A 15,851-nucleotide genomic window follows, 5' to 3' on the forward strand; every position below is an offset into this window, starting at 1 on the left:
TGCGGGTTCAGGGCGCGTTTTACAGGGACGTTACCTCGCGCCCGACCCGGTAGCCTGGAGGAAAAAACGGAGGTGCACCGCGAAGCGGCAATTTTCCTGCCGGGAGCCGGGATTGTTAAGGGGGCGGCGATAGCCCCCTTAACCCGTTCACGGGACATGAAATGCCAGAGAAGCGAAGAACATGAAGTGAACGGAACCGTTCGCAAAACCAGCATGTTACTTCTTCTGGATAAATACCTCAGGCTTTTGGTTTGCCAGAGCTTAACTGACTGGCATTAGCACATCACGTGCCGGTTTTTTTACGGTTCAACATCAGAGCTTATCAGGCATTACTCATCGGTTTTTGCTCATTCTTCACCTGAGCGTTTGCCAGCATGCGACGCACCGGAACAATCAGTACGATCAGCACTGCGGCGCAGATCAGCAGCGCAATGGAGCAACGCGCGAAGAGATTAGGCAACATATCCAGTTGGTCGGCTTTCACATGACCGCCAATCAAACCTGCCGCCAGATTGCCCAGCGCACTGGCGCAGAACCACAAGCCCATCATCTGTCCGCGCATTCTGTCTGGTGCCAGCAGCGTCATGGTAGCCAGCCCAATCGGACTCAGGCACAGTTCGCCAAGCGTTAACATCAGGATACTTCCGACCAGCCACAGCGGCGATACCCCCGCGCCGCCGTTACTCAGCACGTTTTGCGCAGCCAGCATCATCAAACCAAAACCTGCGGCGGCACACAAAATACCAATCACGAACTTAGTAATACTGCTCGGACGCACGTTTTTCTGCGCCAGCATCGGCCATGCCCAGCTAAATACCGGTGCCAGCAGAATAATGAACAACGCGTTGATCGACTGGAACCACACGGCCGGAATTTCAAAATCGCCGATCATACGGTTGGTATAGTCGTTAGCAAACAGGTTGAACGAGGTTGGCTTCTGCTCAAATGCAGACCAGAAGAAGGCGGCAGAAACCAGCAGAATAAAGCAGACCAGCAATCTGGCGCGCTCTTTACGGCTGAGACCGGCAAAGACAAACAGATAAATGAAGTAGAGCGCAACGGAAGCCGCAATCACGTAAACCAGCATGCTGGCCACCGCAACCGGGTTAATCACAATCACGCCCTGAGCAATCAGCGTGACGACGATAGCCATGCCCACCGCCAGTGCCAGAAGCCAGCCCCCCACGCCCTTCTTCTTCACGACAGGGCTGTTCCAGGTTGAGTCCAGGCCCACTTCGCTGTCATAGCGTTTCATTGCCGGAACGGCAAACACGCGGAAGATAATCAACGCCACCAGCATTCCGATACCGCCGATACCAAATCCCCAGTGCCAGCCGTGGGATTTAATCAGCCAGCCGGAGATCAGCTGCGCAATAAACGACCCGATATTGATCCCCATATAAAACAACGAGAAACCGCCATCACGACGCGCATCCCCTTTCTTGTACAGCGTTCCCACCATGACCGAGATGCAGGTTTTGAACAAGCCGGAACCGAGGACGATAAACATCAGGCCAATAAAGAACAGGTTATCGCCCATCCAGGCGGACAGTGCGATAGAGAGGTGGCCGAGCGCGATCAGAATAGAGCCGTACCAGACAGCTTTCTGCTGACCAAGCCAGTTATCCGCCAGCCAGCCGCCGGGCAGTGCAGCAAGATACATGGTACCGGCAAAAATACCCACAATGGCGGATGCATTTTCACGGGCCAGCCCCATGCCGCCGTCATAGACAGTCGCAGCCATAAATAGGATCAGTAAGGGGCGGATTCCGTAAAACGAGAATCGCTCCCACATTTCTGTGAAGAATAGCGATCCCAACGGATAAGGATGGCCGAAGAACGTTCGGCTTTCGTTTTGATTAACAGTGGAAGACATAAATTCTCCTGAGGAGGTGTTGTCGTGTTTGTAAACACCAGAATGCACGCCGTCCTTTATGACGCTGGTCGTTGCTTTACATTCGGCGAAATATTATTTAACCATTTGATAACCGGTGGCTAGTTTTGTCTAGTACCAAATAGCATAATTTAAGATGAAAAGTCGACAAACATCTACTTTAGTAGATTTTATGTCGGCAAAAGGAGAATAAAGGTTGACATAGAAATTTGCTCAACATACTTAATGATTTTCTTTAATAAACAAAAAGTTAATAAAGATATTTTCCAATTTTATGTTGATCGGCGAGGAATAACCACGTTAGCTGTGTTGATGTAAATAAGATGACGTTGGTTCCATGTACGCTTTGAGAGAGTGGGCTATTCCACCGGGTACCGATCAATGTGTTCTGACAGGGAAGGTCAAAAAAAGGGCAGCAATAAATGCAGGAATAACAACCGGGGAAGTTTGTATTTGCTTGATTTTATACAGTTTTAATGTTTCACAGAGTAACAGATGTCAAACAATCCAGCACTTCTGGATTTAGCGCTAAGCAAAAGACGTCACTCGGCCGAAAAACGTGAGCAATGCCTCATAAATGCAATAATTCATAAGCAAATCCCCGGACACTGATAACCATCAGCCATCCGGGGAGCAGATTATACTGTCGCAGCAACACGTTGCGAATCGTATAATTTCAACGATTAGAAGTTGTATTTAACCCCTAAACGATAACGGAATTCCATTTCATCTTCTTCGTCCACGCTGGCATGATAGCGCGGCACATAACCGATTTCGGTATACGGCGTCCATTGTTTATTAACCGGCATCGCCGCAACCAGGTTGAACAGCCAGTAACCGTTGTCGCCCTCATAATCATCGTAGTTAGTAAAGCGACGCTCTACATCACCCATGACTGAAAAGTGAGAGTTTGCATATCCCAGTTCCCAGTTAAACTGGTTATAGTTTTTGTCAGCAACGTTTGGATCTTCATCGTTCTGAATACCACCACGCCAGCGAAGCGTTGTTACCCAGTTTTCGTTAAGTTTATAAATGGCTTTAACCTGTACACGATAGCCAACAAATTTATCACCGTTATCGAGGTTTAACGCTGGCGCTAACGTCAGTCGATCATTAATGGCGTAATTTTTCCCTAATTCCCATTCGCTGCCGCTACCAGAGAAAGAGCCGTTGCCCTCTTTGAAACCATCTTCCTGAACCTTGGTGCTTTCTTCCATTTTGCCTTCAACGCTGGCAAAAACGCCATTTGGCGCCGTGTGCGAAAGTTTTAAACGGTTAGCTTGTGTCTTACTGTCTTGTTTATACTCGTGACGGTAATCAAGAGTTAATGCCTGAGCGCTTGCGGAAGACAAAACTAATGCAATGCAACTCAGTTTAAAAGTACGCGTCATTATTTATTCCTATTTTATTAAACTAAAAATGCACTCCGAATAAATTTCAGAGTAAAAAAAAAGACTACACATTAACCATTGCTGGTAACTGCCTAAAAAACAGACGGCAGCGGAGTAAAACGCGCCCACAATAAGATATTGAGAACGTTAAAAAAACGGGGTGATTTCATTGGATTGCAACATAAAAAATAACAATCACAGTAATCTTTTGGCTACATAAAAAAAACACCCTTAAAACTATTATATAAAATACAAAAACAACATCATAAAAAGACTGGAACATCAAACATCACGATATAAAACATCATTTCACCCGCAAGATCTGTGACTTGTGAAATAGTTTTTGCATATTTAAATTTAAACAAATTAGATTATTTAAAGATTGCATGGAAAAATATTATGAACAGTGAGAATACTTAATCAAATCAAAAAATATAAATAATAAATAATTCATTCTGCAATAATGATGAATGCCATCATTATTAGGGTATTGATGGTTACCCATCCCAGCATACTGTTTTCAAAATTCCATTAAAAAAATGTTACAGTCAATAAATAGATTAGTTAAATAAAGGGGAATAAATAAGCACGATCACTGAAGCGTGGCATAAAAATCGACCAGTGAGTGCGCTGATATAATGTAGAAGTTTAATAATGGAGCAGCATTTATTAACTGATAGAATATGCGCTGGAAATGACAGGTGAAAACAGTGATCAATTTTCGTTGACCACCGTATACCCAACAGAAGACGACGACTTAGTCGGTGAAGATCAGAATAAAATGCGCCCCGCCCAAAGGGGACCTCTCAACCCTGATTTGCCCGCCATAGCTGTGTACTATTTCAGTCGCCACAGCAAGGCCTATTCCCTGGCCGGATGAGCTGTCGGCCCGCACCCCGCGCAGGAAGATGTGTTGCAGCTTGTCCGGCGCGATACCAGGGCCGTCGTCTTCGACCTCAATCTTCAACCGATTGTTGTTATGGCTGACTGTCACTTTGATTTCACTGATAGCAAACTTAAACGCATTGTCGAGTAAGTTGCCCATCAACTCCATCAGATCACCCTGCTCCCCGGCAAAAAAGACATCATCATCAAATAAAAAGCGCGTCTGCAACTTCTTATGCCGGTAGACCCTGGAGAGGCTCGCCAACAGTTTCTCAATGAGCGGCACCGGTTCCGTGCCCTTGCTGGCGAGGCGCTTACGCCCGGACACCGCACGACGAAGCTGATACTGGATAATCTGATCCATACTAATAATCTGATCTTCGATATTGTCATGGCTCTCCTGGCCGTATCTGAGCTCCTGGGTCGTAATCTGGATCAATGACAGACGGGTCTTCAGGCTGTGTGCCAAATCGTTCAAAGCATGCTGGTAGCGTTGGGTCTGTTGCCGCTCGTTTTCCAGAAGTTGGTTGACTGATCCGGTTAACGGCAGTAATTCCCGCTCGTAATGACTGGAGAGCGCTTCCCGTTGACCTTCCCGGATCTCATCTATCTGACGTGCCATAGTGCGCAGAGAGGAAAGACTCCAGAAACAGGCGAGCATCAGCAGGACACCGAGTAGCGAATATGCCAACAGTGCCTGGCGAATGCACCAGTAGAGGTAGGCACGCGTCTGGACACGGAAGTCGGCGTCGGAGTTGAACATCACCAGATAGTAGGTCGTGGGACCAGCACCGTGGTCGCGCTGAAAGCGCAGGCTGTAGATAAAGTAGCTCTCACCGCTCTTGATGGTGTAATGCTTAAAAAAATAATCCTGAGATAATTCCCCAAGGTAGTTCATCAGATCCTGACAAAGGGTTTCTTTAGACTTGATCACTTCCGGTATAAACAGGCTCGACCAGCTCAACTGGCCATCGGCGCGACAGATCAATGTGTCCAGTTCAGGATCGCTGATATCCTGCCTGGTGTTGTCAAAATTCTTAAACCCATGCGAGGCCGGATGCCCGGCGGAGAGGAGTCTGGAAAGATTTTCCTGCATGCGGGTACTGACCTTCTGGGACTGCTCTTCGGCGTGCCCCTGGTAGAGTACATAGACCGAGAAGGACATCATAAACGCAATGATCAACATGGCGCTCATGATCAGCTTGAAATGGAGGGAGCGAAGGATCAGTTGCATGGGTTCTCGACAGCAGATAAAAAGCCGAATTGTCGTACTCAGTTGCAGGAAATATTGAAGATATAACCCTGACGACGAATAGTGGAAATGGGCAGAATGGTGCCTTCTGGATCCAGTTTTTTGCGCAGACGGCTCACCATGACCTCCACAACATTCGGATCCCCCTCTCCATCGCCATAGAGCTGGTCAAGCAGTTGTTGCTTCGAAACGACCTGGAGAGCATTCCGCATCAAATATTCGAGGATCTGATATTCAAAGCTGGTCAGCACAACTGACTCGCTATCAATGGTCAACACTTTGCGGGAGAGGTCCAGTTCATAATTTCCCACCTTCACCCTGGGAGAGATAAAACCAGCGCTGCGCCGCACTAAAGCGTTAAGCCGCGCCAGTAACTCATCTTTCTGAAACGGTTTGACCATATAGTCATCGGCTCCGGCCTCCAGCCCTTCCACTTTATCCTGCCAGTTGCCACGGGCGGTTAACACAATAATGGGAAAGGGGATTCGCCGTGCTCTCAGCTCGCTGATGAGTTGCACACCACTCAGATCAGGTAAACCGAGATCAATAATAGCCACATCAATGGGATAATCGGCCGCATAGTGCAGTGCTACCCGGGCGCGATCTGTGCTGTATACCTGATTGTCGGACTCAGTCAATAAACTGGTTAAATGATGATTCAGCAACTTGTCGTCTTCGACCAGGAGTATTTTCATAAGGTACACACATTTGTAACATTAAGGCCGCCAATTAAAAGATTTAAATTAGGGAGAGTCAATCGAATTTTAATTAAATATTCAAAACGTTGTATCGAAAATATGGGATGCAACTCACACAAAAAAACGAACACGCCTTAAAAAAATGTTAACCTTATCCCAATTATGCATTAGAACCCGCCATAAACACTCTGTATTTTTAATTTTCGCTCAATAAGAATGCATGTTTAGTATAACGTTTGTTCCATTACAACGGGATGCTTCCCCTTTTCCAACGGTATGCGCTACTTCTGACCAGGTCAGTAATTTTATATCTTCAGTTAATAACCGACGGATGGTCATCGTCGGGTCATGATAATTTCGGCAATGTCAAAATCCAGCATGCTATCAATATCGACAGATTCATCTTGCCGCATAATGTAGGCGTATGATTTATCGCCATAGATAGTGGTTAAAGATCCTACAAATGCTCTGTCAAAAATATAGATAGCCCCATTAATTCGATAATGAGATTCTAATTCCTGACTTCTCACATTATATTTTTCTTGAATAAATCCAGACATAGAGCGATCTGCCGGCAGTTTATTACACAACTGGACAGGGTGCTCCATTTCACAGACAGAAATGACGCTTAACGCGTCCATTTCCTCATACAACGCGTGAGCCTCAACAATGTTTAACGTTGTCCGTAGCGGTGATGTAGGTTGCAGTAAAGTGATCGTATCAACGTCTCCCCAACGCGCTTCAACTATATCAACCATATGAGAAATAACATCATTTGTTGTTGCTGTATCACTCGCCAGTCCCGCAGGCCTTAAACAAGGGACAATGGCGCCATAGTGTTCTGCGATGTCTGATATTTGCTGGCAATCGGTACTCACCAGCACCAGATCAAATAATGTACTGTTTAGCGCCGCCTCAATAGACCAGGCGATCATGGGCTTACCGGATAAATTTTTTATATTCTTGCCCGGTAAACGCTGGCTTCCTCCGCGCGCTGGAATGATGGCTATTTTCATTTACCACACCAACTGATGAATATCGGCCTGGGCACGATGAAAATCATCCAGTCGTCCAATATCAAGCCAGTACTCGTGAATGGGGAACATCAATACACTGGAGCCCTCATTGATATTTGAATCCAGCAGTGCTGGCATATCAATCGATATCCCTTTGGGCACGCTTTTTAGCACCTTCTGGCTTAACATATAAATTCCCGCATTAACGAAATAACGGTGAATCGGTTTTTCTGTCATTTCGATGACTTTTTCACCATCACAACTGATCACGCCATAAGGCACCTGATATTCATACTGGCGAATACACATGGTAGCAGCCGGTGAGTGCGTATCATGAAATAGCATGAATCGTTCAAAATCGAGCGAGGTCAGCACGTCGCCATTGATCATAATCAGGGGTAAGTCAGGGATATTGTCGGGTAGCAACCCCAACGCTCCGCCGGTACCAAGAGGAACCTCTTCGTGCACATATTCAATATTAACTCCCCAGTGACGCCCGTCACCAAAATAATCCCTGATCACGTCTGGCAAATAGTGGGTGGAAATATAAATATTTCTGAATCCGGTTTTTGCGAAACGCTCAACCAGGATTTCCAGCATCGGCTTTCCGCCAATTTTCAGCATCGGCTTTGGGCAATGATCTGTCAGCGGTTTCAGGCGTGTCCCGAAACCACCCGCCATGATAAAGACAGGATTTTCATATCGGCGATGAGCCGAAGCCGTCTCCCAGGTTTCCAGCCCGACCAGACGACCATCATCAGCCACAACCGGAATAGAAAGAATACTGCGCGTCTTCATTTCTGTGAGAACTTCATTTCGGCTGCAATTCATGGGAGAGGTCACGGGATGACGGTTCATGACCGCTGCAACGGCAGTGCTCAGGCTCACGTCAGCCAGAATGGCTCGTCTGATATCACCATCCGTGACGACCCCCAACAGTCTCTCCTGCTCATCAACAACCATCGCCACGCGCAGGGCTTCTTCATTCACGATAGACAAGGCATCACGCAGAGAATCCTGGGGTGATAACAAGATCTTTTTCCAATCTTTGCTCATTGCAATATTATCCCTGTTTATTATTCCGCTCGGTCAGGTAAGGACGGGCAGGATAGACAATGTGATTTTCTGGCAAATGACGGGTCAATATCGCCCCCGCGCCGACAACCGCCTCGTGACCCAATTGAAGCCCCTGGATAACGACGGCTCCGCTACCGACATGCACGCGTTCTCCCAGAGTCGCGCCACCACATAACACCGCGCGCGGAGCAAGATGCGCGTGGCGGCCCACCACGCAGTCATGCTCGACAATGGCTCCGGTATTGATGATGCTGTTGTCACCAATCTGCGCACCGCTCTGTACAATGGCACCCGGCATCACCTGCACGCCTTGCCCGAGGCTGGCATGGGGAGAAATAACGGCTTCCTGCGCCAGTACGCAGGCAAAGCGATATCCCTTTTCGAGATAGTGCGCGAAAATTCTGGCCCGCAGTCCGCAGCCCGGAAGTGAGCCGATCCCGTTGACCAACACACACTTTTCGGGAGAAAACGTCATACAGAGCGTCTCGTCCTGCCACAGCGGTAATCCCGCCAACGCCCCTTTGCCTGACGATTCCGGCGCGACCAACGCCAGAATCGTCTGTCCTTGCCGGGTGAGGATATCGGCCAGTACTGAAGCATGACCCCCTGCGCCGATCATAATTAGCGGCTTATTCACGAATCAGATCTCCTGCCAGGTAGGCATGGCTTGCTCGCTTGCCGATCACATCCCACCAGCAATAGGGACTCATGCCCTCTCCGGGGCGCATAATCGCCACGTTATGCTCATTGAGCTCCATCCCCCGCGCGATGTCGCAGGCCGCCACCAGGCTCTTTCTGGCAATGGCGATGTTTTTCAGCTCACACGGACGCGGTCCCTTGATGCCATTGCCGAGCGCCATCTCGACATTGCGGATCGCATTAACCATGTCGGTCAGCTCAGACGGCTCCAGCGAAGCCTGGTGATCGGGCCCCGCCATCGTTTTATCCAGGGTAAAGTGTTTTTCGATAAGACAGGCACCACGGGCGACAGCCGCAACAGGAACCGTAATGCCCTCACTATGATCGGAGTAACCCACCGGCAAGCCGAAGGCATGAGCCAGCGTGTTGATGGCATTCAGATTGATATCAGACATCGGCGCCGGGTATTCGGTGGTGCAATGCAGCAGCGTCACTTTTTCGCGCAGCGCCGCCTGCCCCTGCGGTGAGGCATAGGCCGCCATAAAGGCGCCCATCCCCGGCGCGGCATCGTGTTCCCGGATCAATCCAAACGCGATGACCGCCAGCGCCGATTCCACCTCGGCCAGGGTCGCCATTCCGGTGGAGACAATCAGGTTGCAGCCGCTGCGGGCATGCCTGAGTACAAAGGGCGCGTTGGTTAGCTCGCCAGAGGGAATTTTCAGGGTTTGCAACCGGATATCGCGAACCAGGAAATCAAGGCTGTCGTCATCAAAGGCCGTGGAAAGAAATCCGATCCCCCGCGCTTCGCAATGGCGGATGAGACGAAGATGCGCCTCAAAAGAGAGCTCTAATCGGGAGAGCATGGCGAGTTGGCTTTCCGATTTCCCCGTATTGGCCGTCTGATATTGGGCTTGCCGGGCATTGCGGGTGACCAGTTTATCGGCCCTGAACGTTTGAAATTTCACGATGTCCGCACCGGCCTGCCAGGCGGCATCGACAAGCGCATGGGCCAGGGACTCATCGCCATTATGATTGACGCCTGCCTCTGCGATTATGCTGATCATTGGGGTAAGCTCCTGGCAATATCATGAAAAACCTTGGCTGTTGTCAGCGGATAACGACGCAGTACCGCCACAATGCGGGTGCTCACATCCCCCATGCCATACGGGTTGGCAAAGGCACTGTCAGGGAGAGGACACAGCGCGTCCTTGATGGCCGAGGAAATAGAGACGTAATCAGGCTGACAATGCGCCACGCTGGCCGCCGCCATTCTCCCCTTCTGCCGTTGCCCGATATTCACCGTTGGCACCCGCAGCGAAGGCACTTCGATAATGCCGCTGGAAGAGTTGCCAATCACGGCAGCGCAATGTTTGACCGCACTGAGATAGCGCGCGTGCCCCAGGGAAGGGATAGCCAGCACCCGCCCAGGTTGTGACGCCGCATAGTGCTTAAGTAACGGAATGAGTTGTCGCCCGCCGTCATCCGCGTTGGGATATGTCACTATCACCTGATAGTCAGGATAATCATCCAGCGCGTTCAGCAATGCCTGAAAGCTCTCTACCGCAGGCTCTGAAAAGAGGGTGACAGGGTGATAAGTCACCACGAAATAGGGGTTGTCGAGCGCGAATCCGAGGGATGCGCTCAACGCCTCCCTGGACATCAGCGGTGTCCTGTCGATGCTATCAAGCCCTATCGCCCCCAGATTGAAGACGTTCCCAGGCGCCTCCCCCAACTGGATAACCCGCTGGCGATAGGTTTCATTGGCGGTGAAATGGAGATAACTCAGTTTGGTGATCGCATGACGAATGGCGTCATCGTAAGCGCCTTCGGTAATTTCACCGCCATGCAGGTGAGCCACGGGAATTCTCATGATCATCGCCGCCTGGGCCATCGCCAGCGCCTCGTAACGATCTCCGAGGATCACCAGCACATCTGGCGTAAGCCGTGCCAGGGCATCGGCCATGCCGATCAGGGCAAGCCCCATACTTTTGATGACGCCCACCGCAGTGTCAGAAGAGAGCAGCATCTCAATGCGCTCATCAATCAAAAAACCATCCTGTTCTATCTGCCGGTAAGTCAGTCCGAATTCGGGTGATAAATGAGAACCGGAAACCACCGTTTTCAGCTCCAGATCGGGGGCTGCGGAGATCTCTTTCATCAACCAATAGAGCAACCCATATTCCGCCCGGGTGCCGGTAAAGACCGCAATTCGTCTCATGGCATCAGACCTCAACCGGCGAACTGGGCAAGTTAATCACCCGGCTTTCAAGCCACTCGGAAACCCGCAGTTCCCCGCGAGGCGCATCGGCAAACATCGGTAGTCGATGCATGAGTTTCCAGACGGGGCGAGTCATCACGCCACTGGCGTTGGTTTCTGCCAGCAACGCGTCACGCTGGGCCTCGCTCTCGCAAATAATGGCGTTGAGCCAGTAGTTAGAACGCGCGTAGCCAGGCTCCTCGACAAACTGGCAGTCTTGCCCCCGGAAGAACGCTGCATAATGGTGTGCTAATGCCCTTTTCTGTTTCAGGAACGTCGGCAGCGACTCCATCTGAGCGCACCCCAGCGCCGCATTAAGGTTCGGGAGACGGTAGTTAAACGCCGGTTCATCGTGAAAAAATTCATAAGGATGGGGCAACTTCGCCGTCGTTGTGACATGCCGGGTATGAACGCCCTGCTCTGCACGCTGGCAAAGCACCATGCCGCCGCCGCCCGTGGTGATTATCTTGTTGCCGTTGAAACTGAGGGCACCAAACTCGCCCACCGTCCCCGTATGCTGGCCCTTGTAGAAAGAACCCAGGCTTTCAGCCGCATCTTCGATCAGTACCAGACGCCACTGCTGACACAGCTGCAGTAATTCATCCAGTTCAGCCGGATGGCCGAAGGTGTGCATCGGCACAACAGCTTTAATACGCTGCCCCGTTTCCTTGTGAAAACACCCTAATTCGCTCAGCGCGGCATGCTCTTGCAGATACGCATCAACGGCGCGCGGGCACAGGCTCAGACTGGTTTTCGAAACATCGACAAAGACGGGTTGCGCCCCCATGTGATAAAGCGCATTGCAGGTCGCCACAAATGTCAGGGCCTGAGTGATCACCAGGTCATCGCGTTTAACTCCGGACATGTACAAGGCGGCATGCAGCGCAGCCGTTCCATTGACGGTCGCGACCGCACTCGAACTGCCGGTAAACGCTTCTATCCGGCGTTCAAATTCACCAACATAGCGACCGACGCTGGACACAAACGAACTCTCAATCGTGTCCGCGACGTTGATGCGTTCCTTTTGTGAAAATACCGGCGCGTGCAATGGGATAACCCCATTGGTTTTATACGTATCACGAATAAACGTGACCAGACGGGATGATTGCATTGGATCCACCTTACATCTTCGCATCAAGGTACTTACCGGTCTCCTGATGACCGAACTCGGGTACCAGCTCAAAGAAAAGGGAAACGAGTTCGTCTTTGCTCCATTGACGACTTGCTCTCATCGCACGAATTTCACTCTCAAAGACCTTCAGCAAGGCTGACGGGTAACCGGGCGTATTTTTAATCACGCCGATACTGTTGAATCGCGCCATATCCAGGGTTTCTTTTTCCGTGAAGAACTCTTCAACCTCTTTTTCGCCCGTCGTATCGCTGGTGGTGAACAGACAAGGCCAACGCCCTTGCGCCGGTAAGGTCTTTGCAAGCTCGCGCGCCTCATTCTCATCCTGACAGAGATACGGCTCATACCCCCGCTGCTGGAGGTATTTGGTGGCGATCTCAGCAAAGGTGATGAGGTGCTGTTCTTCACGCAATTTAGGGAAGAAGATGTCTCGGTTTTCACCGAAAATGCAGGACATCAGACACAGTTCTCCGGCTTCCTGCGCCGTCACGAAATAACGTTTGATATCGTTCGGGGCCACTATCGGTTGCTGCTTTTGCAGCCTCTGATTAAAACCGTGAAGCAGGGAACCATCAGAAAACGCCACATTGGCAAAGCGAGCGGTAGAGATAGCGATTTGCTCGCTTCTGCGCATCAGGAACATCTCCATAATCCGCTTGGAAGCACCCATCATATTGACGGGATTAGCCGCCTTATCGGTGGAGACACAGAAGTATTTTTTAACGCCCGCCGCAATCGACTGGCGAAGCGTCTTGTCAGTATTGAAGATGTTGACGTCGATCATTCTCATCAAGGTATACGGATCTTTTTCGCTGCGTACGTGCTTGAGTGCCGACAAATTGAGAACATAGTCATACTGACCATCGGCCTCGATAAACGCGTCATACTCGAGCGAACCGATATCGAGGGCAAAGGTCTGAAAATCCCCGTCGATGTACCCCAGCGAACTGCGGATATCACGAACGAGTTCGACGATGTTGTTTTCACTAATATCAACAACATGAAGTTTTTTGGGCTGGCGTTTAAAAATCTCCCGGGTGACAGCCTGACCGATAGAGCCTGCGCCGCCTAAAACCAGAAAGCGGGACTGGACAACCCATAAATTCAGCGCTAATTCAACATCGTCGATGTCCTGGGCAAACAGGGCGTCAGTGCGCCCAATGAGGGGAAGAATTGAAAGCATGGTGATTCCTGGCAAAAATTGTAATGTGTTTATCGCAACAGCCCACATCCCATCCCGGGCAGCTTATTTACGGATCTCAATGACCCGGCCCGAGGCATCCTGACTTTGCCTGATGCTGGTCTTCTCTGTGTCGCCTTCACGTAGCCACCCCAATGCGCCGTTTTCCGTTACATCGTCCAGCACGCCACAGCGGATAGTCTCCGCGCCGTTTTGCAACCTTGCGCCTTCGGAATAGCGTTTACCGTCGAAATAACAGGCACGTTCGCTCAGGTTGTCGGTATTAATGTTGAATTCGGTCCGGTTCGCCACCGCAGGTGCTGACAGCAGCGATAACAGCGTGAACATCAGGAGCGTTCTCATCGATTTCCTCGCTTCACATTAGAATCACATATTTCTTCTGGGCATTAAGGATCCCCATGATCATGTTCTGCTGAGTGCCCTGACTGCTCATGGGGCTATACTCCGTCCAGTGATAACCATAGGTATGCAGGTCTTCGCGCCCTGCGGGTACGGCGAAGCAGTCGAAACGGAAGTCCGCCTCTTTGATCGCCGCGAGTGTAAATGCTTGCAGATCTTTGCGTGTCACCGTGCTCATGTGCGAACACACAGCGTTAAAGTCCGGGCTCGTCTCATCGATAGCCAGCATGCACTGGAATCCCATCCGTACCAGATTGTCCAGGCTCTTCTCCAGGGCGATGAACTCATTCGGGTGGCTGATATAAAAACCCAGCACCAACGTCTTCTGCGGCAACGTCAGACCCGATCCCCGCCGGATATCGTTCATTGCCCTCTTCCCTGCCAAAGACTGACTGGTGTATTTATCCCAATACGGATAAGGAATTTCACCGCGCCGGTAGAGTTCGCTGTAGAGCACAATCTGCCGCTCTTCAACGATACCCAGCAGCAGTGCCAGTCGTTGCAAAGGCCACTGGCGCAACGCCACCTCGCGCGGCACATTCTGCTCAGGAGGCGCGAGAATAAAGGGGATCTGCTCCTTATTCAGGCTAAGGTGGGTGCTGGACATAAAGCCGCAAATGCCCCGAATCGGCGCCTTGAGCATCAGCAGCAACTCCATCGGCATCGATGCCGGCAGGGGAATCAACTGGGGATTTTTCCGAACAATATGGTCATTCACGATGTGTCCCGCCGGATGCCCCTTAAAGAGCAACGCCGGCTTGCCGCTAATATGCAGGGGAGACCCCACCTTACGGATATGCTTGAGTAAATCGTGATGGAGTCGGATGATCCCTCGCGCCGCCAGACCTTGCGCATCCTCGACGTTTTGCGACGTTCCCAGCACGATGATCGCATCCCCGCACCCGGCCATCAGATGCTCCAGGGAGGCCCTGTCAACCCCAACGGCGTGGAATAACCACGCCTGCTGATGAGGCGCCAGCAAATCAAAATCCCCCCAGTCGGTCCGTTCCATATGGGGAAGCACCTCGTCGGCCAGTGATTTTAAGGCGGGCAAACGGGTCAAAATGTCAGGTCTAACCATGTGGTAGCGAGTGGGATAGAAGCGATGCCACCCCTGCCCCACAATGATTTTTTCCTGCCCTGGGCCGCTAAAACCGACGCTTCGAGGGGATTCATAGAGATAGCTCTCAAGACGACACAGGATCGCTTCCCGTTGTGTCAGCCGCTCCGGTTCATCACTGAGTTTGAGCAACTCACAGTAGTCGAACGTTCCATCTTCATAAAGATGCAGCATCCGCACCGGATATTTGAGAAAGTGCAGCGCATTAAGCAGCGGCGCCAGCGCATCCGCGCTATAGATAAGATTCGAGTGGATCTCAACCTCAATGCGCCCATGCTGCTCGCACAGTGCTATCAGTCGCTCATAAACCCCAATCACCGGGGCAATGCCCTGTTGAAAATGCTGATGGCGCGGATGCAGTTGTTCACCATCCTGCAAAGTCGAACGTCCCCAGGTGGTAAGGGAGGTTGTGTGCTCTTCTTCGCTGTGACGGCAAAAATGGAGCAGTTGTTGCAACATGGGCATCGTAAAGGGATCAAGATAGATCCGCACCAGATGGGGGAGAGGTTGAGTCATCACACTTTTCTCTGTCTTCGCTGACGTTCACGGCATTATTGTCTGGTAAAAAGCAAATATCGTGCCAACAATGAATCACCTTTCGACTCCCCCTAATGCTGGTCAGTTAGAGAACCTTTTTACTCTGGCTAAGGGTGACGTTCACCTTATGTCCACTGCTTCTCTGAAACCACACTCCCTGTGAACGTGCAAGGGAGGCTCGCCGCCGCCTCCCTTGCAACCCTGGCTCCCGGCAGGAAAATCGTCGCTTCGCGATACATTCGCCTTATGCCGTCTGCCTTTCGGGTCGGGGTCGAGCCTGCGTCCCGGCAGGCCGTCCCCTCCGCCCGCGTCCCTGCGGGCGGACCCGGTCAGCCGTCAACGTCTCATCGATTTTC

At 50.8% G+C, this 15,851-nt stretch carries 14 protein-coding genes; 1 reads left to right on the forward strand and 13 read right to left on the reverse strand.

Features of this window, described 5'->3' with window-relative positions:
- Nucleotides 1-279: hypothetical protein (locus CJP72_RS25685; protein ID WP_446714987.1), on the forward strand; the 279-nt coding region annotated here is incomplete at its 5' end.
- A gap of 43 nt (nucleotides 280-322) precedes the next feature.
- On the opposite strand, the gene CJP72_RS21540 is transcribed toward CJP72_RS25685, so the two are convergent.
- From CJP72_RS21540 to CJP72_RS21600, 13 genes are all read right to left on the reverse strand, one after another.
- Nucleotides 323-1,876 carry a peptide MFS transporter gene (locus tag CJP72_RS21540; protein ID WP_162383345.1) on the reverse strand — a complete coding sequence of 518 codons (1,554 nt, stop codon included), beginning with the start codon at nucleotides 1,874-1,876 and terminating at the stop codon, nucleotides 323-325.
- A gap of 701 nt (nucleotides 1,877-2,577) precedes the next feature.
- Nucleotides 2,578-3,285 carry an oligogalacturonate-specific porin KdgM family protein gene (locus CJP72_RS21545; protein ID WP_162383346.1) on the reverse strand — a complete coding sequence of 236 codons (708 nt, stop codon included), beginning with the start codon at nucleotides 3,283-3,285 and terminating at the stop codon, nucleotides 2,578-2,580.
- A 757-nt stretch (nucleotides 3,286-4,042) separates the two neighbouring features.
- Nucleotides 4,043-5,404 carry an ATP-binding protein gene (locus CJP72_RS21550; protein WP_162383347.1) on the reverse strand — a complete coding sequence of 454 codons (1,362 nt, stop codon included), beginning with the start codon at nucleotides 5,402-5,404 and terminating at the stop codon, nucleotides 4,043-4,045.
- Between the two features lie 38 nt (nucleotides 5,405-5,442).
- Nucleotides 5,443-6,117, reverse strand: a complete 675-nt coding sequence (locus CJP72_RS21555; protein ID WP_162383348.1) for a response regulator — start codon at nucleotides 6,115-6,117, stop codon at nucleotides 5,443-5,445.
- A 338-nt stretch (nucleotides 6,118-6,455) separates the two neighbouring features.
- Nucleotides 6,456-7,136, reverse strand: a complete 681-nt coding sequence (locus tag CJP72_RS21560) for an acylneuraminate cytidylyltransferase family protein (protein ID WP_162383349.1) — start codon at nucleotides 7,134-7,136, stop codon at nucleotides 6,456-6,458.
- Nucleotides 7,137-8,192 (reverse strand): nucleotidyltransferase family protein, encoded by a 1,056-nt coding sequence (locus tag CJP72_RS21565; RefSeq protein ID WP_162383350.1) that lies wholly within the window; start codon nucleotides 8,190-8,192, stop codon nucleotides 7,137-7,139.
- Between the two features lie 7 nt (nucleotides 8,193-8,199).
- Complete coding sequence (locus tag CJP72_RS21570; RefSeq protein WP_162383351.1) at nucleotides 8,200-8,850, reverse strand: NeuD/PglB/VioB family sugar acetyltransferase; 651 nt, start codon at nucleotides 8,848-8,850, stop codon at nucleotides 8,200-8,202.
- A complete protein-coding gene (neuB, locus tag CJP72_RS21575) occupies nucleotides 8,843-9,916 on the reverse strand; it encodes an N-acetylneuraminate synthase (protein WP_162383352.1) in 1,074 nt (357 codons plus the stop codon). The genes CJP72_RS21570 and neuB overlap by 8 nt, the downstream gene beginning before the upstream one ends.
- Nucleotides 9,913-11,070 carry a UDP-N-acetylglucosamine 2-epimerase gene (neuC, locus tag CJP72_RS21580; protein WP_162383353.1) on the reverse strand — a complete coding sequence of 386 codons (1,158 nt, stop codon included), beginning with the start codon at nucleotides 11,068-11,070 and terminating at the stop codon, nucleotides 9,913-9,915. Before neuC ends, neuB begins: the two co-directional genes overlap by 4 nt.
- A gap of 4 nt (nucleotides 11,071-11,074) precedes the next feature.
- A complete protein-coding gene (locus CJP72_RS21585) occupies nucleotides 11,075-12,220 on the reverse strand; it encodes a LegC family aminotransferase (RefSeq protein WP_162383354.1) in 1,146 nt (381 codons plus the stop codon).
- Between the two features lie 10 nt (nucleotides 12,221-12,230).
- A complete protein-coding gene (locus CJP72_RS21590; RefSeq protein WP_162383355.1) occupies nucleotides 12,231-13,421 on the reverse strand; it encodes a UDP-N-acetylglucosamine 4,6-dehydratase in 1,191 nt (396 codons plus the stop codon).
- A 63-nt stretch (nucleotides 13,422-13,484) separates the two neighbouring features.
- A complete protein-coding gene (locus tag CJP72_RS21595) occupies nucleotides 13,485-13,781 on the reverse strand; it encodes a DUF1496 domain-containing protein (RefSeq protein WP_162383356.1) in 297 nt (98 codons plus the stop codon).
- A 13-nt stretch (nucleotides 13,782-13,794) separates the two neighbouring features.
- Nucleotides 13,795-15,474, reverse strand: coding sequence for a hypothetical protein (locus CJP72_RS21600; protein ID WP_162383357.1), 1,680 nt, complete (start codon nucleotides 15,472-15,474; stop codon nucleotides 13,795-13,797).
- Nucleotides 15,475-15,851 lie beyond the last annotated feature (377 nt).

Source organism: Citrobacter sp. NCU1 (genome assembly GCF_010231475.1).
Taxonomy (GTDB): domain Bacteria; phylum Pseudomonadota; class Gammaproteobacteria; order Enterobacterales; family Enterobacteriaceae; genus Citrobacter_D.

What these genes read in the sequence shown, in the direction of transcription:
- CJP72_RS21585 (WP_162383354.1), bottom strand. Translation starts at nt 12,220, where the DNA reads ATGCAATCATCCCGTCTGGTCACGTTTATTCGTGATACGTATAAAACC.
- CJP72_RS21565 (WP_162383350.1), bottom strand. Translation starts at nt 8,192, where the DNA reads ATGAGCAAAGATTGGAAAAAGATCTTGTTATCACCCCAGGATTCTCTG.
- neuC (WP_162383353.1), bottom strand. Translation starts at nt 11,070, where the DNA reads ATGAGACGAATTGCGGTCTTTACCGGCACCCGGGCGGAATATGGGTTG.
- CJP72_RS21560 (WP_162383349.1), bottom strand. Translation starts at nt 7,136, where the DNA reads ATGAAAATAGCCATCATTCCAGCGCGCGGAGGAAGCCAGCGTTTACCG.
- CJP72_RS21590 (WP_162383355.1), bottom strand. Translation starts at nt 13,421, where the DNA reads ATGCTTTCAATTCTTCCCCTCATTGGGCGCACTGACGCCCTGTTTGCC.
- CJP72_RS21595 (WP_162383356.1), bottom strand. Translation starts at nt 13,781, where the DNA reads ATGAGAACGCTCCTGATGTTCACGCTGTTATCGCTGCTGTCAGCACCT.
- CJP72_RS21555 (WP_162383348.1), bottom strand. Translation starts at nt 6,117, where the DNA reads ATGAAAATACTCCTGGTCGAAGACGACAAGTTGCTGAATCATCATTTA.
- CJP72_RS21540 (WP_162383345.1), bottom strand. Translation starts at nt 1,876, where the DNA reads ATGTCTTCCACTGTTAATCAAAACGAAAGCCGAACGTTCTTCGGCCAT.
- CJP72_RS21600 (WP_162383357.1), bottom strand. Translation starts at nt 15,474, where the DNA reads ATGACTCAACCTCTCCCCCATCTGGTGCGGATCTATCTTGATCCCTTT.
- neuB (WP_162383352.1), bottom strand. Translation starts at nt 9,916, where the DNA reads ATGATCAGCATAATCGCAGAGGCAGGCGTCAATCATAATGGCGATGAG.
- CJP72_RS21545 (WP_162383346.1), bottom strand. Translation starts at nt 3,285, where the DNA reads ATGACGCGTACTTTTAAACTGAGTTGCATTGCATTAGTTTTGTCTTCC.
- CJP72_RS21550 (WP_162383347.1), bottom strand. Translation starts at nt 5,404, where the DNA reads ATGCAACTGATCCTTCGCTCCCTCCATTTCAAGCTGATCATGAGCGCC.